General features: G+C 71.3%; 19 protein-coding genes. 13 read left to right on the forward strand and 6 right to left on the reverse strand.

Going from position 1 to position 21,111, the window contains the following annotated elements:
• The first annotated feature begins 107 nt into the window (after positions 1-107).
• Together STVA_RS16350 and STVA_RS16355 are read left to right on the forward strand one after the other, a co-directional pair.
• Positions 108-509, forward strand: coding sequence for a c-type cytochrome (locus tag STVA_RS16350; RefSeq protein WP_123695100.1), 402 nt, complete (start codon positions 108-110; stop codon positions 507-509).
• Positions 510-536: 27 nt separating this feature from the next.
• Positions 537-884: a TFIIB-type zinc ribbon-containing protein gene (locus STVA_RS16355; RefSeq protein ID WP_123695102.1), complete on the forward strand. Its 348-nt coding sequence runs from the start codon at positions 537-539 to the stop codon at positions 882-884.
• Positions 885-901: 17 nt separating this feature from the next.
• On the opposite strand, the gene STVA_RS16360 is transcribed toward STVA_RS16355, so the two are convergent.
• From STVA_RS16360 to STVA_RS16370, 3 genes are all read right to left on the reverse strand, one after another.
• Positions 902-4,132 (reverse strand): DEAD/DEAH box helicase, encoded by a 3,231-nt coding sequence (locus tag STVA_RS16360; protein ID WP_123695104.1) that lies wholly within the window; start codon positions 4,130-4,132, stop codon positions 902-904.
• Between the two features lie 74 nt (positions 4,133-4,206).
• Complete coding sequence (locus STVA_RS16365; protein WP_142235792.1) at positions 4,207-4,536, reverse strand: hypothetical protein; 330 nt, start codon at positions 4,534-4,536, stop codon at positions 4,207-4,209.
• Between the two features lie 71 nt (positions 4,537-4,607).
• Positions 4,608-6,128, reverse strand: coding sequence for an FAD-dependent oxidoreductase (locus tag STVA_RS16370; protein WP_170221603.1), 1,521 nt, complete (start codon positions 6,126-6,128; stop codon positions 4,608-4,610).
• A gap of 242 nt (positions 6,129-6,370) precedes the next feature.
• On the opposite strand from STVA_RS16370, the gene STVA_RS16375 reads away from it, so the two are divergent.
• The 4 genes from STVA_RS16375 to STVA_RS16390 are packed head-to-tail and all read left to right on the forward strand — an operon-like array spanning position 6,371 to position 10,005.
• Positions 6,371-8,134, forward strand: a complete 1,764-nt coding sequence (locus STVA_RS16375) for an AMP-binding protein (protein ID WP_142235793.1) — start codon at positions 6,371-6,373, stop codon at positions 8,132-8,134.
• Positions 8,131-9,351 carry a cytochrome P450 gene (locus tag STVA_RS16380; RefSeq protein WP_123695112.1) on the forward strand — a complete coding sequence of 407 codons (1,221 nt, stop codon included), beginning with the start codon at positions 8,131-8,133 and terminating at the stop codon, positions 9,349-9,351. The genes STVA_RS16375 and STVA_RS16380 overlap by 4 nt, the downstream gene beginning before the upstream one ends.
• A gap of 26 nt (positions 9,352-9,377) precedes the next feature.
• Entirely contained in the window at positions 9,378-9,659 is a 282-nt protein-coding gene (locus STVA_RS16385) for an acyl carrier protein (protein WP_123695114.1), read from the forward strand.
• 19 nt (positions 9,660-9,678) lie between these two features.
• A complete protein-coding gene (locus STVA_RS16390) occupies positions 9,679-10,005 on the forward strand; it encodes a helix-turn-helix domain-containing protein (protein ID WP_123695394.1) in 327 nt (108 codons plus the stop codon).
• Between the two features lie 6 nt (positions 10,006-10,011).
• On the opposite strand, the gene STVA_RS16395 is transcribed toward STVA_RS16390, so the two are convergent.
• Positions 10,012-10,851: a TauD/TfdA dioxygenase family protein gene (locus STVA_RS16395; protein ID WP_123695116.1), complete on the reverse strand. Its 840-nt coding sequence runs from the start codon at positions 10,849-10,851 to the stop codon at positions 10,012-10,014.
• 76 nt (positions 10,852-10,927) lie between these two features.
• On the opposite strand from STVA_RS16395, the gene STVA_RS16400 reads away from it, so the two are divergent.
• The 3 genes from STVA_RS16400 (at position 10,928) to ligD (ending at position 15,707) form a co-directional block, all read left to right on the forward strand.
• Entirely contained in the window at positions 10,928-12,232 is a 1,305-nt protein-coding gene (locus STVA_RS16400; protein WP_123695118.1) for an NAD(P)/FAD-dependent oxidoreductase, read from the forward strand.
• A gap of 61 nt (positions 12,233-12,293) precedes the next feature.
• Positions 12,294-13,151 carry a non-homologous end joining protein Ku gene (gene ku / locus STVA_RS16405; RefSeq protein WP_123695120.1) on the forward strand — a complete coding sequence of 286 codons (858 nt, stop codon included), beginning with the start codon at positions 12,294-12,296 and terminating at the stop codon, positions 13,149-13,151.
• Positions 13,152-13,154: 3 nt separating this feature from the next.
• A complete protein-coding gene (gene ligD / locus STVA_RS16410) occupies positions 13,155-15,707 on the forward strand; it encodes a DNA ligase D (protein WP_123695122.1) in 2,553 nt (850 codons plus the stop codon).
• Here the strand turns inward: ligD and ku (STVA_RS16415) are convergent.
• On the reverse strand, positions 15,704-16,513 hold the full coding sequence (gene ku, locus STVA_RS16415) for a non-homologous end joining protein Ku (RefSeq protein WP_123695124.1): 810 nt from the start codon (positions 16,511-16,513) through the stop codon (positions 15,704-15,706). The two genes, ligD and ku (STVA_RS16415), sit on opposite strands and share 4 nt — an antisense overlap.
• A gap of 119 nt (positions 16,514-16,632) precedes the next feature.
• Between ku (STVA_RS16415) and STVA_RS16420 the strand changes: the two genes are divergently transcribed.
• On the forward strand, positions 16,633-16,902 hold the full coding sequence (locus STVA_RS16420; RefSeq protein WP_123695126.1) for a DUF2934 domain-containing protein: 270 nt from the start codon (positions 16,633-16,635) through the stop codon (positions 16,900-16,902).
• A gap of 9 nt (positions 16,903-16,911) precedes the next feature.
• On the opposite strand, the gene STVA_RS16425 is transcribed toward STVA_RS16420, so the two are convergent.
• Positions 16,912-18,069: a porin family protein gene (locus tag STVA_RS16425; protein WP_142235794.1), complete on the reverse strand. Its 1,158-nt coding sequence runs from the start codon at positions 18,067-18,069 to the stop codon at positions 16,912-16,914.
• Positions 18,070-18,159: 90 nt separating this feature from the next.
• On the opposite strand from STVA_RS16425, the gene STVA_RS16430 reads away from it, so the two are divergent.
• From STVA_RS16430 to STVA_RS16440, 3 genes are all read left to right on the forward strand, one after another.
• Positions 18,160-19,467: a DUF763 domain-containing protein gene (locus tag STVA_RS16430; protein WP_123695130.1), complete on the forward strand. Its 1,308-nt coding sequence runs from the start codon at positions 18,160-18,162 to the stop codon at positions 19,465-19,467.
• A gap of 26 nt (positions 19,468-19,493) precedes the next feature.
• Positions 19,494-20,231, forward strand: a complete 738-nt coding sequence (locus STVA_RS16435) for a GntR family transcriptional regulator (protein ID WP_170216721.1) — start codon at positions 19,494-19,496, stop codon at positions 20,229-20,231.
• A gap of 70 nt (positions 20,232-20,301) precedes the next feature.
• A complete protein-coding gene (locus STVA_RS16440; RefSeq protein WP_123695134.1) occupies positions 20,302-21,036 on the forward strand; it encodes a sulfite exporter TauE/SafE family protein in 735 nt (244 codons plus the stop codon).
• The last annotated feature ends 75 nt before the right edge of the window (positions 21,037-21,111 follow it).

Genomic DNA, 21,111 nt, shown 5'->3' on the forward strand with positions numbered 1-21,111 from the left:
ACGAAGACGTGATTGCCGGCGCCACGATGTCGCCCGCAAGTTCCGGCCTGATCGAACCGGCCCCCCAACGACCGCCTATCGGAACGACCCCTGCCGACGGAGCCGACATGCCTGCCATTCGCCTGCCTGCCCTTGCCCTCCTGGCGCTTGCCGCCACCTTCGCCAGCCCTGTCGCCGCCCAGGATGCGGGCAAGGGCGAGGCGGTTTTCAAGCGCCTCTGCTCGACCTGCCACATGGTGGGCGCGGATGCCAAGAACCGCCTCGGCCCGATCCTCAACGGCATCGTCGGTCGCAAGGCGGGAACCGTCGCCGGCTATGCCTATTCTCCTGCCAACCGCGATTCGGCGGTGACCTGGGGCGAAGCGGAGCTGGCGCCCTATCTGCGCAATCCGCGCGAATTCATGCCGGGGACCAAGATGATCTATGCCGGCCTGCGCAACGATGGCGACATCGCCGACCTGATCGCCTATCTCCGCCGCTTCGATGCCGACGGCAAGGCCGTCAACTGACACCGCAACCCCGACAGGAGGGAATGGATGAAGTGCCCGCTCGACGAGACCGAGCTGATGATGACCGAGCGCAGCGGCATCGAGATCGACTATTGCCCGAAATGCCGGGGCGTCTGGCTCGACCGCGGCGAACTGGACAAGATCATCGAACGCGCCGCCGAACCGCCGCCGGCGGCGCGGGTGCGCGAGGAGCCAGCGCCGGCGCCGGCGCCGGCCCAGCCGGGCCGGCCATGGCAGGAGCCCGCGCGTGACGGCTATCGCCACGGCAAGGAGTTCGGCCGCGGCGATGGGCGGCGCCATGACGACGACGATGACGACCGGCGCGGCCGCGGCCGGCGGCGCGGCTCGATCCTGGACGACCTGTTCGACTTCTGATCCCGCCGGGGCGGCCGCTACGCCGCCGCTGCTTCGGGCGGCGGTGTAGCCGGGCGCGGGCGTCGCCGCGCCGACGCGCGAAGCCCGCGCAGCAGCCGGGCCGCCGCATCCGCGGCCGCCGGCCCGATGGCTTCGGCAGCCAGTTCGCGCGGCCAGCGCAATACCAGCCGATCGTCCTGGCGCAGCCATCCGCGCGGCAGCTTGGCCGCGCCCTCCGCCCGGCCGTCCGGCCGCAGGTGCAGCACGACCGCCTTCGGCCCCGCGACCAGGCGGGCGATGCCTGCCTGCTGGCAGAGGGTGCGCAGGCGGCAGAACGTGATCAAGCCGGCAACCGGCGGCGGTAGCGGGCCGAAGCGGTCGACCAGTTCCCCCGCGAAGCGGTCGATGGCGTCCTCGCCATCGAGCTTGGCAGCAGCGGCATAGAGCGCGATGCGGATGTCCGGCTCCGGCACATAGTCTTCGGGGATGCCGTCGCCCAGATCGACCAGCAGCTCGGGCGTCCACGGCGCCTCGACCGCCTCGCCGCGCGCCGTCCGCAAGGCACGATCGAGCAGGTAGCGATAGAATTCTGCCCCGACCAGGGCCATGTGGCCGCTCTGGTCCTCGCCCAGCAGGTCGCCCGCCCCGCGCTGGTCGAGATCGAGCCGGCTCACCTCGAAGCCTGCGCCCAGATGGTCGGCCGCCTGCATCGCGGCCAGTCGCCGAGCAGTGGCCTCGCCCGGCGGGCGCGCCGGGTCGGTCAGGAGGCAGGCCACGCCCTCGCGCTCGCCGCGGCCCACCCGGCCGCGAAGCTGGTGGAGCTGGGCCAGCCCGAACCGGTCCGCCCGCCACACCAGGATGGTGTTGGCGTTGGGCACGTCGAGCCCGCTCTCGATGATGTTGGTGGCGATCAGCAAGTCGCCGTCGCCCTCGGCGAAGGCGGCCATGCGCGCATCCATCTCGGCCCTCGGCAACCGACCGTGCAGCACCTGCAATTCCAGCTCCGGCAGCAGCGCGCCGATCCGCGCCTCGATCGCCGGAATGTCGGCGATACGCGGGCATACCAGGTAGCTCTGGCCGCCACGGCGGTGTTCCTGCCGCAGGGCATCGACGACGAGCGCGTCGGCAAAGGGCGCCACCACCGTGCGCACCGGCCGCCGAGCGACCGGCGGCGTCGACACGACGCTCAACTCCTGCAGGCCGACCAGCGTCGCCTGCAGCGTCCGCGGGATCGGCGTCGCCGTCAGTGTCAGGGTGTGGCACCCCTTGGCCAGCCGCCGGAGCCGCAGCTTGTCGTCGGCGCCGAAGCGATGCTCCTCGTCGATCACCACCAGGCTGCCCGGCTTCAGGCGGATGTCGCCCGCTGCCAGGGCGTGGGTACCGATCACGAGCGGCAGGGTTCCGTCCAGGAGCCTGGCACGAATCGCCGCCCCCTCGTCGGCAGAGGCATCGCCCGACAGATAGGCGGCCGCGACACCCATCGGCCGGAAGCGTTTCTCGAACGTGCGCCAGTGCTGGCGCGCGAGGATCGAGGTCGGCGCCACCACCGCGACCTGGTGGCCGGCCAGCACGGCGATGGCAGCGGCGCGCAGCGCCACCTCGGTCTTGCCGAAGCCGACATCGCCGCAGACGATGCGGTCCATCGGCCGGCCGGCGGCGAGGTCGTCGCGGACCGCCTCGATCGCCTCCATCTGGTCAGGGCTGAGCGGAAACGGAAAGCGCCCGGCGAAGCGCTCATAGGCACCATCGTCGGCCACCAAGCGCGGAGCACGGCGGCGGCGGCGCTCGGCCACCAGCGCCACCAGCCGCCGGGCGGTGCGGGCGACGTCGGCCTCCAACTCCGCCTTCTGCCGCGCCCATTCCTCGCCGCCCAGCCGGTGCAGGCCGACCGCCTCGCCATCGCCGCCATAGCGCCAGACCGCGCCCAGTTCGGACACCGGCACGATCATCGTCGCCCGCCCGGCATAGCGCAGCCGGATGGCCTCGCGGTGGCGGCCGGGCGACCACTCCGCCCGGTCGATCCCGTCGAGCCGCCCCAGCCCGTGGTCGAGATGCAGCAACAGGTCGCCGACCGCAAACCCCTCGACACCGCCTGGCAGATCCGCACGGCCACCGACCGGGCGCAGCATCGCCCGGCTGCCCAGGATGTCGGCGGCGGCCAGCACCGCAATTCCGGCCTCCGGCAGAAGGAAGCCGCGATCGACCGGCAGCGGCACGGCCAGGACGCTGCCTGGCGCGGCATCGGCCACCGCCGGCCAGGCGGCCGGCAGCGGCTTGGTGGGAGTGGCTTCCTCCAAGGCCCGCGACAAGGGGGGCGACAGGGCATCGGCCGGCGTCGCCACGACGACCCGGCAGGTGTCGGGTAGCTGGGAAAGGAAAGTCGACAGCCTGCGCGCAGCCCCCGCCTGTTCGGCAAAGCGCGGCACCGGCTGCCAGTCCGGCAATCGCGGCATGGCGATGGAGCGGTCCGCCACCGCCCCATTCCAGTCGTTGGAAGACAGGAACAGCCGTTCCGGCGGGCAGGCGTCCGAGCCGGCCGCGGCATAGGCCGCCGCCACCTGCTCCAGGAAGCGGGGCCCCTCCTCGACCGCATCGGGCGCGATCGACAGCCGGGCGCCGGGCGCATACTCGAACAGGTCGGCCAGCCGCTCGTAGGCGGCCACCATCGCCGCCTCCCCCGGCTCCCCGGTGGCCGGCATGGTTTCCGACGCCGGGTCGACCAGCAAGCTGTCGGTGTCGACCAGCGATCGCTGCGTGCGTGGATCATACGAGCGGATCGACACGATCCGGCCGTTCTCGTGGGCGATGCGGCAGGGCATGGCAGCGGCGGCCGGAAACAGGTCGACCACCCGCCCGCGGATCGCGAACTCGCCCGGGACGTCGACCCGGCCGTCCTGGAAATAGCCGATCCGCTGCAGTTCCACCGCCATCGCCTCGGGCTCGATGCGCTCCCCCGTCCGGAACTCGAACCGGGCACCTTCCCAGACGGACAAGGGCGGCACGCGGCGCAGCAGGGCCGGCGCGGTCGTCAGCACCAGTTGCGGCGGGCGGTCGCGATCGATCAGCCAGCGCAGCAGCCCCATGCGCTGGCCCATGACGGCCGGCGACGGCGCCTGGCCGCCATACGGACGCACGTCCCATTCCGGGAGGAACCCCACCCGCAGGTCGGGGTGAAAGGCGCGGACCAAGCGGTGCAGCGCGCGGGCCCGTGCCTGGCTGGCGACGACATGGATGAGGGGGCCGGCGCCCTCGGCTGCCGCCGTGATCAATCCCAGGGCCTGGATCGAATCCGGGACCCCGTCCAGACCACCCGTTCCGCCAGGCCGGCCCGCGGCGCGGGAGGTCAGCGGCTGTCCCCCGATCGCCAGACCGGTTGGTCCTCTGCCGTGCGGCGCACGGCTTCAGCGGTCTCGTCCTGCCCGTCGACCGTCTCGGCGGTCGTGCCGGGATCGGGATGGCCGGTCACCTCGCTCATCGGCTGGGCCTCGACGTCGATCGACCGCGCCTCGCCCTCCAGCGGCCCCGGGTCGGCGGTCGTGGCACCGTCCTCACGGCCGGTGGCGCTTTCCAGCAACGGCTCGTCCCGCAGGGCCACTTCCCGCTGGTTCGCGTAGTGGCTGCCGCGCTTGCCCGGGTCCTCGCCTGCTTCCAACGTCCTGTCGCGATGCCGCATCGGTCTCTCCAACGAATCTGCACTGCTGCCGGATCAATTCCCAGCGCCAGCGCTTCGTTCCGCCGGTCGGCTCAGGGCAGGCGCGCCTTGAGATGGTCAGCCAGCCGGAGCGCCAGCGCGACGATTGTCAGCGTCGGATTGGCCCAACCCGATGTCGGGAAGACGGAGCTGCCGGCGACGAAGAGATTGGCCTTGCCGAAGACGCGGGCGTCGGCGTCCGTGACGCCGCGGCTCGGATCGGTCGCCATCCGCGTCGTGCCGATATGATGATTGCCGCCCTGGAGATGGTCGTGATGGTCCTGCGTGGCGTCGCCCGGCCGCGGCAGCGGCCAGCCATCGGGCGACCCGTCGGACAGCCATGCGGCCGGCATGATCCGCCCAAGCCGGAGGCGCGCGAACTCCGTCGCGGCCAGTTCGGTCAGCACCCGCGCGCTGCGCTTGTCGATCTCGCCCAGCCGCCAGTCGAGGTCGGCCCGACGCTGGCCCAGCGCATCGCGGTCGTTTGACAACACCACGCGGCTGTTGCGGTCGGGCGCCTGCTCGCCCCTTGCCAACAGGTGCAAGGCCTGCGGCGCGAACACCACGGAGCGCCGCCGGACATAGCGGCGGACAAGGTTGGCCGGGATCTCAGCCATCGAGCGGGCGATGGCCGCCGGCCCTGGCGGCCGGGCGCGCAGGGCCGCAGCACTCATGCCGACGGCCGAGCGATAGTAGAAGGCCAGCGACGAGTTGAGGATGCCGTGCCGCTCCTGCACGGCAGCCGTCGGCACCAGCGCCGGCCACAGCTTGGGCATGCCGCGGGGGAATTGCTTGCGCCAGCGCTCCAGCAGCCCGTGCGGGTCCGGCGTCTCGATCCGTGCGACACGGCACTTGGGGTGCTCCATGAAGAAGCGCCCGACCAGGTCGCGGCCGTTGCCGATCCCGGCCCGCTCCACCTCGTCGGAAGCCAGCAGCAGGCGGGCATTCTCGATCCCGCCCGTCGCCAGCACGAAGTGGCGCGCCGTGACGATCACCTCGCGGCCGCAGATCGACTGCACCACGACGTGGCGGATGCTGTTGGCATCGTGATCGGGCGCCAGCGAGACCACCGTGCCGTTCAGATAGACCGTGACGTTGGCCGCGTCGGCCAGGTCCTGGCGGAATGCGTGGCCGAAGCGGCGCGCCCGGATGCGCCAGAAGCGGACGGCGAAGGTCGCCGGGTCGAACCCGTCAGGCTCCAGGCCGATGTCCTGCCACAGGCTGGCGTCATAGCGATACTCGCCGACATCCAGCACGTCCTGCGCACGACGATAATACGGGTCCAGTACTTCCGGCCCGATCGGCCAGCCACTGTGGGGCACCCAGGGCCGGGTCGCGAAATCGATCGGATCGAGCGGGGCGCAGCGTCCCGACCAGCGCATGGTCGTGCCGCCGAAACGACGCTCCCGCGCCTGCGCCAGGTCATAGTAGGGCAGGCCCAGATTGGCGCCCACGTTCAGGCTTTGCGCCACGCGGTCGACCCCCAGCCCGCCGCTCTCGATCACGGCCACGCGCGTCCGCGTACCGACGAAGGCGCGCGCGATGGCGATCCCCGCCGCCCCGGCCCCGATCACGCAGAGGTCGGACTCTATAGAGGCGTTCTTTGCGTCTAGCAGTGCAAAGTTACGCAACATTGAAACAACCCATGCCGGCAGAAAACCAATCCGGCCGTTTGGTTGCAATCGCTTTGTGCGATTCCGCGCCGCGAGCGGGCGGGTGCGGCGGGTGGGCCACAATGCCGTTGCCGGCATATCCGAGCGGCATTCTCCCGATATAGACTGACCGCTCTTCGCCCTTTTTCCTTGCCAGAGGCCGTTTGACCGCCCCTCCCCCAACCGCGCCGCGCCCTGCCCTCCTCGTCGATCGCCTGCGACGGCTCGCCCGCGAGCAAGGGGAGCGGACCGCCGTCGTCGAGCTGGGCGACGGCGAGACAGAAAGCCTGCGGCTGACCTTCGCCGAGCTCGACCGCCGCGCCAGGGCGGTTGGCGCGGCGCTGACCGCGGCGGGCGCCGCAGGCCGGGCCGTGCTGATCGCGATCGAGAACGGCGCCGCCTTCGTGACGGCCTTCGTCGGCTGCCTCTATGCCGGGGCGGCCGCGGTGCCGCTGCCCGCGGTCGCCAGCGCCCGCACGCGCGAGCGCTTGGCCGCCGTGGTCGCCGCCGCCGGCCCCTGCGCGATGATCGTCGAGCGCACCGGCGCGCGCAGCCCGGCCGAGGGGTTGGATGCCGCCGTCGCGGTCATCGAGATCGCCGCACTGGCCGAGGAGGACGACACCGGCTGGACCCCGCCCGCGAGCGATCCCGACCGCATCGCCTTCGTGCAGTACAGTTCGGGGTCGACCGCCGCACCGCGCGGCTTCGCCATCAGCCACGGCGCGCTCGCCGCCAACCAGGCGATGATGCAGGCTGCCATCGGCCACGATCCCGAATGGCGCTCGGTGAGCTGGCTGCCGCCGCACCACGACATGGGGCTGGTCGGCGGCATCCTGCAGCCGCTGTCGGACGGCATCATGACGGTGCTGCTGCCGACATTGCGGGTGATCCAGAAGCCGGTGCGCTGGCTGCGCGCGATCAGCGCCTGGCGCGGCTCGGTCTCGACCGGCCCGACCTTCATGTACGAGGCCTGCGTGTCGCGGGTGACGGCGGCCGACCGGGAAGGGCTCGACCTGTCGTCCTGGCGGGTCGCCTGCTGCGGCGCCGAGCCGGTCGATGCCGCGGTGATCGACCAGTTCGTGGGGGCCTATGCCCCGTACGGCCTGTCGGCAGCGACACCCTACCCCTGCTACGGCCTTGCGGAGGCGACGCTGTTCGTGACCGGCGGGGCGGGCGGCAGCGGCGTGCGCACGGTGACGGTCGACCGGGCTGAACTCGGCCGCGGCCGGGTACGCCATGCGGCCGATGGCGTGCGACTCGTCGCCTGCGGCGTGCCATGGGCGGGTGCGGCCGTACGCATCGTCGACCCGGCCAGCGGGCTTGAGGTGCCGGCTGGCACGGTCGGCGACATCCGCATCGCCGGCCCCAGCCTGACCGCCGGGCTGTGGCGCGCCGACGGCGCCCCCCGACCGATCGCCGAGCGCCTGCACGGTGCCGGCGAGGCCGGCTTCATCCAGACGGGCGACCTCGGCTTCATCGACGACGGCATGCTGGTGCCGGTCACCCGGCGCGACGACGTGATCGTCATTCGCGGCGTCAACCACCATCCAGAGGACATCGAGCGCACGGCGTCCGAGGCGGCAGCGCCCGTGCCGCTGCTGGGTGCGGCCGCCTTCGCCATCGGGCAGTCCGGTCGGACGGGCCTCGGCATCGCGCTCGAAATCGCGCGGGCGGAGGCACGCGCGGCCGACCTGCCGGCGCTGGCCCGCCGCGTCGGCGACCGCGTCGCCGCCGCCCATGGGCTGCGGCCGGCGGCAGTGATCGTCCTGCGCGAGGGCGGGCTGCCGCGCACCACCAGCGGCAAGGTGCGCCGGCACCGCTGCCGCGCCGGGCTCGACGACGGCACTTGGCCGGCCGCGGCCACTGTCCTGCTGGACGACAGGGCGGACTTGACGCCGGCGCCGGAACCGGGGAATGGACGCCCATGACCGCAACACCGCTGGCCCCCTTCGATCCGCACGATCCGCGCCTGCGCGACCAGCCCTACGCGCTGTTCGACCGCTACCGCGCCGAGGACCCCGTGCATTGGAGCGAGACGGCGGGCTCGATCGTGCTGACCCGCCATCGCGACATATCGACGGTGCTGCGCATGCCGGGGCTGGAGCCGGCCTCGGTGCTGGCCTTCAGCGAGGCGGTCGGCCGCCGGCTCGGGCGGACCTGGCCGGCCTTGCAGGCCTTCATCGACGCCATCCTCTTCCTGGACGCGACCGCAGGGCACCGCCAGGCGCGGCGCATGCTGGCGGCGACGCTGAACCATAGGCCGCTGGCCGAGTTCTCGCCCATGATCGCCGGCTTGACCGACGAACTGCTGACGCCGCTGCTGGACGAGCCCGCGTTTGACCTGGTTGCCCGCTTCACCGACCCCCTGCCCTACCAGGTGATGTGCCGCATCCTGGGGCTGCCGCGGGATGTCGGCGACCGCATCTTCGCCATTTCGCGCAACGTGCTGCGCCTGTTCAATTTCGTGCTGGGCGTGCGCGAGATGGACGCCTTCGACGCCTGGCTGACCGAGGCCTTCGGCCTGATCCAGGGGCTGATCGAGGAACGCCGCCGGCAGCCGCAGTCCGACGGCATCACCCGCCTGCTCGACCTGGCAAAGGGCGAGGACGCGCATGACGACATCTGGATCCAGTCGCGCGTGCTGTTTCTGCTGCTGGTCGGCGCGGAGACGACGTCGGCCTTCCTGTCGAGCGCGATCCGCCTGTCGCTCGACATGCCCGAGATCCGCCCAGCGGCGGCCGAGCCCCAGCAGGCCGCCCGGGTGGTCGAGGAGCTGCTGCGGCTCGACAGCCCGGTCATGCTGGCGGTGCGTCGGACGACGGCCGACATCGAGCTGGCCGGCCGCCCGGTCGCTGCCGGCACGGCCTTCATCCCCTACATCACCGCCGGCAACCGCGATCCGGAAGCCTATCCGGAGCCCGACCGCTTCCTGCCCGGCCGACCCGGCCCCGGCAACCTCGCCTTCGGCGAAGGAGCCCATGCCTGCCTGGGGGGCGCGCTGGCGCGGCTCGAAGGCCGCATCGCCCTGCCCGCCTTCTTCTCCCGCCTGCCCGAGTTGCGGCGTGCGGAACCCGAGGTCGCCGACAACTGGCTCCACCTCGACACCTTCCGCCGCCTCGGCCGCCTGCCGCTGGCGCGCGCCTGACCCTCTGCCCCGGAGCACTGCACGCCATGAACATCGACGACCGGCCGACGCTGCGGGCGGCCGACATCCAGGCCTGGCTCGCCACCTACCTGGCCGAGCAGATGGGCGTGCCGCCCGAGATGATCGGCCCGGACGTGCCGTTCGAGACCTACGGCCTCGATTCGGTCGACGCCGTCGTCATGGCGTCCGCGCTGGAGACGGAGTTCGCCATCGAGGTCGAACCCGCCCTCTTCCTGCGCAACCCGACGGTCGATGCGGTGTACGCAGAGCTGGAGGAAGAAGGCATCGCCCGAATCGAGCGGGCGTAGCCAGCCCCGGACGATGCAGATGGCGGCAGTGAACCGGAAAACTGAACGCGGCATCCTCGGGTCGGTCCGGAAGACGGCGGCCGGGCTCCACCGAGCAGGGTTGCTGGACAAGGCGACCATGCGCGAATTCGATGCCCTCTGCCTCACACCGGTTGATCCGCTCGAGCCTGAGGACATACGCGCGCTTCGCGAACGCGAGGCCGTCTCGCAGTCCGTATTCGCCCAGTACCTCAACGTCCGCAAGGATGCGGTGAGCAAATGGGAACGCGGCGAAAAGCGGCCGGACGGATCGTCGTTGAAACTGCTCAATCTGGTGCGCGCGAAAAGGCTTAAGGCGATCGCCTGACCGAGTCTATCGCGGCCGGTCGCCTGCCAGCGTGATGCGGTGCATCAGGCGGCGGTGGCCGTGATAGTCGTTGATCGGGTTGTGCTGGGTGGCCCGGTTGTCCCAGAAGGCGATCGAGCCCGGCTGCCAGACGAAGCGGCAGGTGAATTCCGGCCGGACCTGGTGGCGGCAGAGGAAGTCCAGCAGGGGCTGGCTCTCGGCCTCGGTCATGTCCTTGAAGCGGGCGGTGTGGGCGACGTTGACGTAGAGCGCCTTGCGCCCGGTCTCCGGATGGGTGCGCACCACGGGATGCTCGGCCTCGTAGGACTGGCGGGCCGCCGCCGAAGCGCTGTCCTTGATGCGGTCCTCGCGCGTCTTCGACACATCGGCCTTGGCCGAGGTGGCGACGCCAACCAGGCCGTCCAGCATCCGCCGCATGCCGGGCGAGAGCGTCTCGTAGGCCATGTACATGTTGGCGAAGAGCGTGTCGCCGCCATAGGGCGGCACCTCGCGCGCGAGCAGGATGGAGCCCATTGGCGGCTCGTCGAGATAGGTCGTGTCCGAATGCCAGATGCCGCCGAAATTGACCGTCTCGTGCGCCTGCTTCAGCACCGCGATGATTTCCGGATACCCCTCCAGCCCGCGCACGAAGGGGTACTCGACCGGCTGGCCGAACCGCCGGGCAAAGGCCAGGAACTGGTCCTCCGCCAGGTCCTGGTCGCGGAAGAAGATGACGAGGTGATCGAGCAGCGCCTGCCGGACGGCAGCCGTCGCGCGGTCGTCGAGCCCGTCGCGGAGGTCGACGCCGGAGACCTCGGCGCCCAGCGCCCCCGCGATCTTGCGCACCTGGATGTTTTCAGCCGCCATTTTCAACCGTGCCCGTGGCTCCGGCGGCCGAATTGGAGTGGTCAGACGCGGCCGTCCGGGGAATGATGGCAGGCACATGACCACATCCCAATCCCCCGCTCAACCCGCCCGTACCGCACCCGGCCAGCGTCCAGCACCAGGCCAGGCCAAGCGGATCGTCGTGATCGGCGCCGGCATCGTCGGCATGTCCTGCGCCACCCACCTGCTGCGCGACGGGCACCAGGTGACGGTGATCGACCGGCTGCCGCCCGGCGAAGGCACGTCGTTCGGCAATGCCGGGATGATCAGCCCCGACACCTTCACGCCGATCGCCATGCCCGGCATGCTACGCAAGGTGCCGAAATGGCTGAGCGACCCCATGGGGCCGCTGGCGATCCGCTGGAGCTACCTGCCCCAGGCCATGCCGTGGCTGGTGCGCTGGATCCGCGCTGGCCGTATCGACCGGGTGGAGCGGGCGGCCGTCGCCCTGCGCGCCCTGCACGGGCCGGCCTTCGCCACCTATCGCAGCCTGCTGGGACCGGACGGCTTCAACGACCTGATCCGCCAGCGCGGCCAGCTCTATCTGTGGCGCACCGACGAGCCGAGCGAGACCGATCGCATCGCCGACCGGCTGCGCGCCGAGCAGGGCGTGCGCGCCGACCCGATCGGGCCGGACGAGATCCGCCAGATGGAGCCCTCGCTGGCACCCGGCTTCCGCCGCGGCCTCTACCTGCCCGACAATGGCAGCACCGCCAACCCGCACCGGCTGACGGTGACGCTGGCCCGCAACCTCCAGGCCGACGGTGGGCGGGTGCTGCAGGCGAACGTGACCGACATCGAGACGGGGGCGGATGGAGTCCGCCGGGTCATGACCGATGCCGGGCCGGTCGATGCCGACCTGGTGGTCCTGGCCGCCGGCGCCTGGTCCTTGCGCGTGGCCAAGCGGTTCGGCCTGCGCGTGCCGCTGGAGACGGAGCGAGGCTATCACGTCATGCTGCCCAACCCCGGCCCCGTGCCCAACCGACCGATCAGCCACCGCAGCGGCAGCTTTTCGATGACGCCGATGGAGCATGGCCTGCGCCTTGCCGGCACGGTGGAGATCGCCGGCCTGGACGCCGCCCCAGACGAGCGCCGCGCCCACATCCTGCTGGAGCAGGCGCGCCTGGCCCTGCCGACGCTGAATGCCGAAGGCATGCAGATCTGGATGGGCCATCGCCCGTCGACGCCCGACAGCCTGCCGGTCATCGACCAGGCGCCGGGGGTGCCGGGCCTATTCCTGGCATTTGGCCACGGCCATACCGGGCTGACCGGGGCGCCGATGACCGGCCGCCTGCTGGCCGACTTGGTGGCCGGCCGCAAGCCGTCGATCGACCCGGCACCCTATCGCGCCGGGCGGTTCTGAACGCAGGGGGGAACTTGCCTGCCGCCGCCGCCGTTCCTGCTGCGAACGGAGGGCTGCGGCATTGGCACAGCGGGCGAACTGGAAGGGCTTCCTCAAGGTAGCGGAGCTGACCTGCCCCGTTGCCCTCTACACGGCGGCGTCCACCTCTGACCGCATCGCCTTCCACACGCTGAACCGGGCGACGGGCCATCGCGTCCGGCGCAAGTTCGTCGACAGCGAGACGGGCAAGCCGGTCGAGAGCGACGACCAGGTGAAGGGCTATGAGATCGCCGACGGCGACTACATCGCGCTTGAGCCGGATGAGGTCGCGGCCGCCGTGCCCGACGGCGACCGCACGCTGGCGGTCGACACCTTCATCGGCTGCGGCGACATCGACGACGTCTATTTCGACCGCCCCTACTACCTGGCGCCCACCGACCGCCACGCGCAGGAGGCCTTCGCCCTCATCCGCGAGGGCATGAAGGCAAAGAAGGTGGCAGCGCTCGCCCGCACCGTCATCTTTCGCCGGGTCCGCACCTTCCTGATCCGCGCGCACGGGGCGGGCCTGATCGCCACCACGCTCAACTTCGACTACGAGGTACGGCCGGCCGGCGACGCCTTCCAGGACGTGCCCGACATCAAGATCAATCCCGAGATGCTGGAACTGGCCCGCCACATCATCAAGACCAAGAAGGGCAAGTTCGACCCGGCCAAATTCGAGGACCGCTACGAGGACGCACTCGCCGAGCTGGTGAAGGCCAAGCTGGAAGGCAAGCCCATCCCCAAGCCCAAGGCGCCCGAGGCGACCAAGGTGGTCGACCTGATGCAGGCGCTGCGCGACAGCGCCGGCAAGGGCAAACGCAAGCCGGCCGCTGCCGTTGCCAAGAGCAAGGCCAAGGCCGCACCGAAGCCCGCTCCCGCGCGGCGCAAGGCGGGATAGGCCATGGCCGCGCTCGAACCCTATCGCCGCAAGCGCGACTTCAAGGCGACCAGCGAGCCCAAGGGCCGCAAGGCGCGCAAGGCCGGCAACAGCTTCGTCATCCAGAAGCACGCCGCCACCCGCTTGCACTACGACTTCCGGCTGGAGATGGACGGCGTGCTGAAGAGCTGGGCCGTCACCCGCGGCCCCAGCCTGCTGCCGGGCGAGAAGCGGCTGGCCGTCCATGTCGAGGACCACCCGCTGGAGTATGGCGACTTCGAGGGCACCATCCCCAAGGGCGAGTATGGCGGCGGCAGCGTCATCGTCTGGGACCGCGGCACCTGGACACCCGTTCACGACAGCGCCAAGGGCTATGCCAAGGGCCACCTGGAGTTCGAGCTGCATGGCGACAAGCTGGGCGGCCGCTGGCACCTCGTGCGCATGGCCGGCAAGCGCGGCGAGAAGCGCGAGAACTGGCTGCTGATCAAGGGCGAGGATGACGCCGCGCGGCCCGAAGGGGCGGCCGACATCCTGGAGGAAAGGCCGGAATCGGTGAAGACCGGCCGCAAGGTCGAGGAGCTGGAAGGCGAGGCCCCGGGCTGGTCATCGAAAACCGGGCGGATCGCCAAGCCGCGAAAGGCTGCGCGAACCGTCCCGACCGAGGCCATGGCCCCGGCGGAGCCCGTCGAGCGGGCCGATCCGGCGAAGATCAAGGGCGCCCGCAAGGCCGCCATGCCTGCTTTCGTGGAGCCCGCGCTGGCGACCCTGGTGGCCAAGCCGCCGGCCGGCGCGCGCTGGCTGCACGAGATCAAGTTCGACGGCTATCGCCTGCAGGCACGGATCGAGGGCGGTCGCGTGAAGCTGCTGACGCGCAGCGGGCTCGACTGGACGCGCCGGTTCGGCAAGACGGTCGTGGCCGCCCTGCAGGCGCTGCCCACCGGGGCTGCCCTGATCGACGGCGAACTGGTCGTCGAGACGGATTCCGGCGCGTCGGACTTCTCTGCTCTCCAGGCCGACCTGAGCGAAGGCCGCAGCGACCGCTTCGCCTTCTATGCTTTCGACCTGTTGCACCTGGACGGCTACGATCTGACCAGCCTGGGCCTGGCCCGCCGCAAGGAGATGCTGCGCGGCCTGGTGGGGACGGAGCCGGGCCTGGTGCGCTTCAGCGACCATTTCGACGCTAGCGGCGCCATGATCCTGCGCCATGCCTGCCGCCTCAGCCTCGAGGGGGTCGTGTCCAAGCTGCGCGACGCGCCCTACCGGTCGGGCCGCGGGAAGAGCTGGGTCAAGTCGAAATGCTCGGCGCGGCAGGAGTTCGTGGTCGGCGGCTATGTCCCGTCGACGACGTCGCGCAAGGCGATCGGCTCGCTGGTGCTGGGCGTGCACGAGGATGGCGAGCTGCGCCATGTCGGCCGCGTCGGCACCGGCTTCACCGCGGCGGTGGCCGAGGACCTGTTCGCGAAGTTGCAGCGGCTGAAGGCACCGGCCAGCCCGTTCGCCGGGCGCCTGGACGCAGAGGCCGCGCGCGGCGTGCGCTACGCCCGGCCCGAGTTGGTGGCCGAGGTCGAGTTCCGCGGCTGGACCGGCGAGGGCAATCTGCGCCACGCCGCCTTCCGTGGCCTGCGCGAGGACAAGCCCGCGGCCGAGATCGTGCGCGAGGAAGCCAAATCGGCGCCTGCCCCGAAGGCGCCGCGCCGGACGGTGAAGCTGACCCACCCCGACCGCGTCTACTGGCCCGACGACGGCGTGACCAAGGAGGGGCTGGCCGACTACTACACCGAGGTCTGGCGCCATGTGGCGCCCCATATCGTCGGCCGGCCGCTGGCCCTGCTGCGGGCGCCGGAGGGGATCGCCGGCCAGTCGTTCTTCCAGAAGCATGCCTGGAAGGGCGTCCACTCCGCGATCGACCTCGTGGCCGATCCGGCCGACGCGGGCGGCCAGCCGCTGATCGCCATCCATGACCTGGACGGCCTGATCGGGCTGGTGCAGGCGGGTGTGCTGGAGATCCACCCCTGGGGGTCGACGCTGGCCGACTGGGAGCATCCGGACCTGATCGTCATGGACCTCGACCCCGGCGAGGGCGTGCCGTGGGAGGCCGTTATCGAAGCCGCGACCGAGACCGCCGACCGGCTGCGAAAGATGGGGCTTGCCGCCTTCGTCAAGACTTCCGGCGGCAAGGGCCTGCATGTCGTCACGCCGCTGAAGCCCAAGGCCGACTGGCCGGCGGTCAAGGCCTTCACCCGTGGCCTGGCGGAAGCGATGGCGGCCGACAGCCCGGACCGCTTCGTCGCCACCATCACCAAGTCCAAGCGGCGCGGCCGCATCCTCATCGACTATCTGCGCAACCAGCGCGGGATGACGGCAGTCGCCCCCTACTCCACCCGCGCCCGGCCCGGAGCCGCGGTTTCCATGCCGCTCGCCTGGGACGAACTCGGCCCCGGCATCGGCCCGGCCTACTTCACCGTCGCCAACGCGCCCACCCGGCTGGCGACCCTGCGCAGCGACCCATGGGATGGCTTCCGCGCCGCGGCCGTGCCGCTGCCCGTTGCCAAGTCCCGCCGCACCAAAGGCAGTTAGCGTTTGCGGATGGGCTTGCCTTCCGCGGCGACGCTGCGGCGCAGGGCGTCCATGATGTTGACGACGTTGCTGGGGCGCGGCGGCTCGGCCTTGGCCTTGGGGGCGGCGCGCTTGCGGCCCTTCTTCTTGGCGGCGATCAGTTCCAGCAGGCGAGCCTGGACGGGGTCGTCGACCATGTCGGGCTTCCAGGCGGTGGTCCGCTCATCGATCAGCCGAGCCACCAGCTTCATCAGGGCGGTCTCGGGCTTGTCGCTGTCCAGCCCGGCGAAATAGGCCTTCTCCTCGCGCACCTCGTCGCCGTAACGCAGCGTCCACAGCACGATGCCGCGGTCGCGGGGCGCCAGCATCACCGAGCGCTCGCGCCGGTACATGACGAGGCGCGAGATGCCGACGGTGCCCGTCGCGGCCATCGCTTCACGAATTACGGAGAACGCCTCCTCCCCCACCGGGTCGTCCGGCGTCAGGTAGTGCGGCTTGTCGTACCAGATCCACTCGATCGCATCGCGCGGCACGAAGGTCTCGATGTCGATGGTGCGGGTGCTGGCCAGCCCGACCGCTTCGATCTCGTCGTCCTCCAGCATGACGTACTCGTCTTCGCCCCGCTGGTAGCCCTTCACCTCGTCGTCCTCGTCGACCGGCTTGCCGCTGACCGCGTCGACGTAGCGGCTGGCGATGCGGTTGCCGGTCTTGCGGTTGAGGGTGTGGAAGCGGACCTTCTCGTTGTCGGTCGTGGCCGGCACCATCGACACCGGGCAGGTGACGAGCGAGAGCTTCAGATAGCCCTTCCAGAACGAACGGGGCGCCATGGCCGGATCACCTTTGCGGGGGCATGCGAAGACCCAAACGGGCGGCGCCGGAACCCGTTCCCCGGGGAACAACCCTGCCTGCCTTCCAGTTGACCGGTCGTTGACTGCTGGAGACAGGAATGGACAGGCAAGAGCGCGTCCGCCGCCGGGCGCACGAACTATGGATCACGGAAGGCCGCCCCGAGGGCAAGGCCGAGGACCACTGGCATGCGGCCGAGGAACTGACCGCCCACGAGGACAAGCAGATGCTGGCGACGAAGCCAGTTGGGGATGCCGAGCCCAAGGCGGAACCCCTGCTGGCCGTGCAGAACCAGGGCGAGTTCCCAACCCTGACCGACCAGGGCGAGGAAGCCAGCTATCCCGACCCGGCGTTGCGGCGTCGCGGCTGACGCGCCGCGTCAAAAGCGGTAGCCGTAGGCGAGTTGCATCCCGAGGTCGTTTGCGGCCCGCCCCTCCTCGCGAAGGCGCCGCCAGCCAACGGTCCAGGTGAAGCCGGCGAGCCATTCGCTGGCCGCTTCCAGGTCATAGGAGGCGGACGCGGCGTGTTGCGTGGCGCGCGCCGGGCTGTCGCCCCGGTCGCGCTGCCACTGGTAGGTATAGGCCAGCGTGATCGGCGCCCAGGCGACCGCCAGGCCGGCGGTCGCCACGTCGCGCCGCCGCCGGTCGACGCCGTCGGCATTGTCGAGGCGCACCCATTCCGCCAACGGCGTGGCGGTGATGCCGTGGGGCAGGTCTGCCGCCCAGGCCACGCCCGCGACATGGCCGCGCTCGGTGGCGGCCGTGGCCGCCGCGATGCTGTCTTCGCCCGCCCGGCGGGACGAGTAGGCGAGGTTGTAGTCGAGCTTGCCCGGGCCCAGGGGCACCGCCTCGCCCGCCAGCGACAGGACATAGTTGCCGAAGCCGGCGGTGTTGTCGGCGCCACCATAGGCGCGGCGGTTGCGCGCGGCGTAGCGCCCCGGCGTCGAAGGAACGGCGTAGCGTCGCGCGCCCAGGGACGCAGATAGCGGCGTGCGGTCGGCACGGAACAATTCTGCCTGCAGGCTGTGGTCGCCGATCTCCGTCGTGCCGAACAGATCCGACAGGCCGAGGCGGATGCCGGCGCCGATCTTTTCGGACAGCTCGTAGCCTTCGGCGAAGTCGTCGCCGTACAGCCCGGGCGCCCGGTCCCAGGCGAAGCCGAAGCGCGGCTGGATCTTGCCGGCGAAGACCGTGACCGGGCCACGGCTCCAGTTCAGGTAGAATTGGTCGACCCAGGCCGCGTGGGCGCGCAGGAAACCGTCGCTGCCGTCCGGCTCGCGGTCCGCCGGCTCCAGCTTGAACACGCCATGGACCGAGAACCCGGCCGGCAGGCTGAGGTCGAGCGCAAGCTCCGACTTGTTCGTGAAGTCCCAATAGGCCCGCCGGTCCCCGCGCCGGCCGATCCGGTCGAGATTGAACTCGGTCTTGAAGGCACCACCGAGGGCGAAGTCGGCCCCCGCGGACGGCATCTGGGCCTGGCCCACACTCGGCCAAGCCAACAACAGGATGACGAGAAACCGCTGGGCGTGGGGTGTCATCGGATCATCCTACGAGCAACCGGCATCGTCACCAATGGCCAGACTCGTTCTCGTTTTGATCCGGGCCGCGAACCGGCCTATCATACCCCCATGGTGAAACGCGCAGGAAGTGCCGACCTGCCGCTGCATGGCGGCCACGTGCCGCGCTGGCTGGCCGACCGCATGGTGCGGCTGGGTGCCGTCGTCACGCAGGCGATCGTCCACGAATATGGCCGCGACGAGTTGCTGCGCCGCCTGGCGCACCCTTTCTGGTTCCAGTCCTTCGGCGCCGTGATGGGCATGGACTGGCATTCGTCGGGCATCACCACCAGCGTCGTCGGCGCGCTGAAGCGCGGGCTGGCGCCGCTGGCGGGCGAACTCGGCATCCATGTCTGCGGCGGGCGCGGGCGGCATTCGCGCCGGACCCCGGCCGAGCTGGCGGCGGTGGCCGAGCGGGTCGGCATCGACGGCGACGCCCTGGCCGCCACCAGCCGGCTGGTGGCCAAGGTCGACAGTGCGGCGGTGCAGGACGGCTTCGATCTCTACCTGCACGGCTTCATCGTCACCGACGACGGCAAATGGACCGTCGTGCAGCAGGGCATGTGCGGCGAGCGCCGCCAGGCCCGGCGCTACCACTGGCTGTCGGAGGGGGTGCAGGATTTCGTCGACGCCCCCCATGCCGCGATCGAGGGCCCCGGTCGCGGCCGGATCGTGAACCTGACCGACCAGCGGGCCGCCCCCTCCCGGCTGGCTCAGATCGACCTGCTGCACCGGCTGGGGCCCGACCGGATCGCCCGCGAGCTGACGATCATCGAGGAGCGGGCCGCACCTGCCCGCCCCGCACCGGCCCAGCCCGCACCGGCCCAGTACGCCCTGCCCCACCTCGTCATGCCCGCCCACCATGACGTGCGGCCGGCGGATGTCGACGCGCACCGCCTGCACGCCAATCTGGTTGCGGCGGCCGAGCGCGGACCGGTCGATTTCGCGCAGCTGCTGCAGGTGCCGGGGGTGGGCCAGCGCACCGTGCGGGCACTGGCCCTGGTGGCGGAGGTCGTCCATGGCGCGCCCTGCCGCTTCGCCGACCCCGCCCGCTTCTCGTTCGCCCATGGCGGCAAGGACCGCCACCCCTTCCCGGTGCCGCTGAAGGTCTATGACGAGACGATCGCCGTGCTGCGGTCGGCCGTGCGCCGGGCCCGGCTGGGCGATGCCGAGGAGATGGATGCCCTGCGCCGGCTGGACGAGCAGTCGCGGCGGATCGACCGCGCCGCCGCCGCCCCGGTCGCCGACCTGATTGCCCGGGAACGGCAGCAGTCCCATCAACTGGGCGGGCGGAGCGTCTTCGGCTGGGAGCCGCCGCCCGCCTTTCCTGACCGGGAGGGCTGCGGCGACGGGGCCGCCTTGCCGGTCAACTCGACCTGACGAGCGCCAGCGGCCATTATATGGGCATGGACGAACCCCGCCCTCCGGCATCCCGCCACATCGCGCTCGCCGCCGAACTGACCGAGGAGATCGCGGCTGGCGTCTACCCGGTCGGTGGCCGCTTTCCGACCGAGCAGGAGTTGCAGGAGCGCTTCGCGGTCGGCCGGCACACCGTGCGCGAGGCCCTGAAGGTGATGGCCGAGCAGGGGCTGCTATGGCGCCGGCGCAAGACCGGCACCGTGGTCCTGGCCGAACGGCCGGTTTCACCCTACGTCCACAGCCTGCGCGACCTGCGCGGCCTGTTCGATTTTGCCCAGAGCACCCGCCTGACGGTCCATCACGAGGGCTATGCCGCCCTGTCCGACCGCACGCTGAGCGGCTTCACCGACCTGCCCGACAAGCGCTGGCTGCGGATCGCCGGGCTGCGCACGACGCGGGCCGACGATGCGCCGCTCTGCTGGTCGGAAGTCCTGGTGCCGGAGCGCTTCGTGCCGGATCGCGACCAGGTGCGGACGGGCGAGCGCGCGATGTACGAGATCGTCATGGAGCAGTTCGGCCTGAAGCTCGACCATGTCGAGCAGGAGATCACCGCTGGCGAGCTGCCCCGGCAGTTTGCCAGCCTGCTGCGCGCCGAGGCCGAGGCAGCCGCGCTCATCGTGCGCCGGCGCTACGTCGCCCATACCGGTGCCACCTTCGAGATCTCACACAACCTCTACCCGGCCAGCCGCTACTCGGTCCGCAGTGTCCTGCGCCAGCGGGTATGACGGCCGTCCATTGATCTGAATCAGGGCGCGGCCGGGTTTTGCCGTCAGCTTCCGCCATCGGAGGGTGGCGATGCAGCACGACGCGATATTCCCGGGCCTGGCGGCGATGGATTCGCCGCTGCTGTTCGCGGCGACCATGTTCGCGGCCGGGCTGTTCGGCGGCCTGTCGCACTGCATGGCCATGTGCGGGCCGTTCGTCCTGGGCCAGGTGGCGGCCGCCCTTCCCGGCGCCGGACAGCGCTTCGGCACGCTCGAGCGCCTGCGCGGCGCTGCCCTCGTGCCGTATCACCTGGGGCGCAGCACGACCTATGTCCTCCTGGGTGCCCTGGGCGGCGCGCTGGCCGGGCAGGCAGCGGCCATGGCCGGATCGCGCTGGCTGCCGGCCGGGCTGCTGGCGCTGGCGGCCCTGCTGTTCCTCGCGCGCGGCCTGCAATCCCTGATCCCGATGGCGCAGGGCGGCGGCCCGACGACATGGGCGGCCGCCGCTCTATCGCGCCGGCTGGCCCCGCTGCTTCAGGCGCCGACAGGCCGCCGCAGCTTCACGCTGGGGCTGGCGCTGGGGTTCCTGCCCTGCGGCCTGCTCTATGGCGCGCTGGCCGCCGCCGCCGGCAGCGGCAGCGCGGGCGGCGGCGGGCTCGGCATGCTGGCCTTCGCCATCGGCACGCTGCCCGCCCTCTTTGCCGTCGGCTTCGCCGGCGTCTTCTTCGGCCGCCGGTGGCACGCGCTCGCCCGCCGCGCGATGCCGGCCATCATGCTGGTCAATGCCGCGGCCCTGCTGTGGTTCGCCTGGCACCAGCTCGCCTGAAGCCCCCCGCGACCGCTTGCCCCAGGGCCTGGCGGGTCGGGATTGATCTGCATCAATGGCCGCCCCCGGCCGCAC

It is taken from the genome of Stella humosa, from assembly GCF_006738645.1.
Classification (GTDB): Bacteria; Pseudomonadota; Alphaproteobacteria; order ATCC43930; family Allostellaceae; genus Allostella; species Allostella humosa.

Excerpts from the sequence above, each read along its gene's own strand:
- STVA_RS16435 (WP_170216721.1), top strand. The coding sequence starts at position 19,494 with ATGGACGAACCCCGCCCTCCGGCATCCCGCCACATCGCGCTCGCCGCC.
- STVA_RS16425 (WP_142235794.1), bottom strand. The coding sequence starts at position 18,069 with ATGACACCCCACGCCCAGCGGTTTCTCGTCATCCTGTTGTTGGCTTGG.
- STVA_RS16350 (WP_123695100.1), top strand. The coding sequence starts at position 108 with ATGCCTGCCATTCGCCTGCCTGCCCTTGCCCTCCTGGCGCTTGCCGCC.
- STVA_RS16420 (WP_123695126.1), top strand. The coding sequence starts at position 16,633 with ATGGACAGGCAAGAGCGCGTCCGCCGCCGGGCGCACGAACTATGGATC.
- STVA_RS16385 (WP_123695114.1), top strand. The coding sequence starts at position 9,378 with ATGAACATCGACGACCGGCCGACGCTGCGGGCGGCCGACATCCAGGCC.
- STVA_RS16355 (WP_123695102.1), top strand. The coding sequence starts at position 537 with ATGAAGTGCCCGCTCGACGAGACCGAGCTGATGATGACCGAGCGCAGC.
- ku (WP_123695124.1), bottom strand. The coding sequence starts at position 16,513 with ATGGCGCCCCGTTCGTTCTGGAAGGGCTATCTGAAGCTCTCGCTCGTC.
- STVA_RS16395 (WP_123695116.1), bottom strand. The coding sequence starts at position 10,851 with ATGGCGGCTGAAAACATCCAGGTGCGCAAGATCGCGGGGGCGCTGGGC.
- STVA_RS16440 (WP_123695134.1), top strand. The coding sequence starts at position 20,302 with ATGCAGCACGACGCGATATTCCCGGGCCTGGCGGCGATGGATTCGCCG.
- ligD (WP_123695122.1), top strand. The coding sequence starts at position 13,155 with ATGGCCGCGCTCGAACCCTATCGCCGCAAGCGCGACTTCAAGGCGACC.
- STVA_RS16430 (WP_123695130.1), top strand. The coding sequence starts at position 18,160 with ATGGTGAAACGCGCAGGAAGTGCCGACCTGCCGCTGCATGGCGGCCAC.
- STVA_RS16400 (WP_123695118.1), top strand. The coding sequence starts at position 10,928 with ATGACCACATCCCAATCCCCCGCTCAACCCGCCCGTACCGCACCCGGC.
- STVA_RS16390 (WP_123695394.1), top strand. The coding sequence starts at position 9,679 with ATGGCGGCAGTGAACCGGAAAACTGAACGCGGCATCCTCGGGTCGGTC.
- STVA_RS16380 (WP_123695112.1), top strand. The coding sequence starts at position 8,131 with ATGACCGCAACACCGCTGGCCCCCTTCGATCCGCACGATCCGCGCCTG.
- STVA_RS16365 (WP_142235792.1), bottom strand. The coding sequence starts at position 4,536 with ATGCGGCATCGCGACAGGACGTTGGAAGCAGGCGAGGACCCGGGCAAG.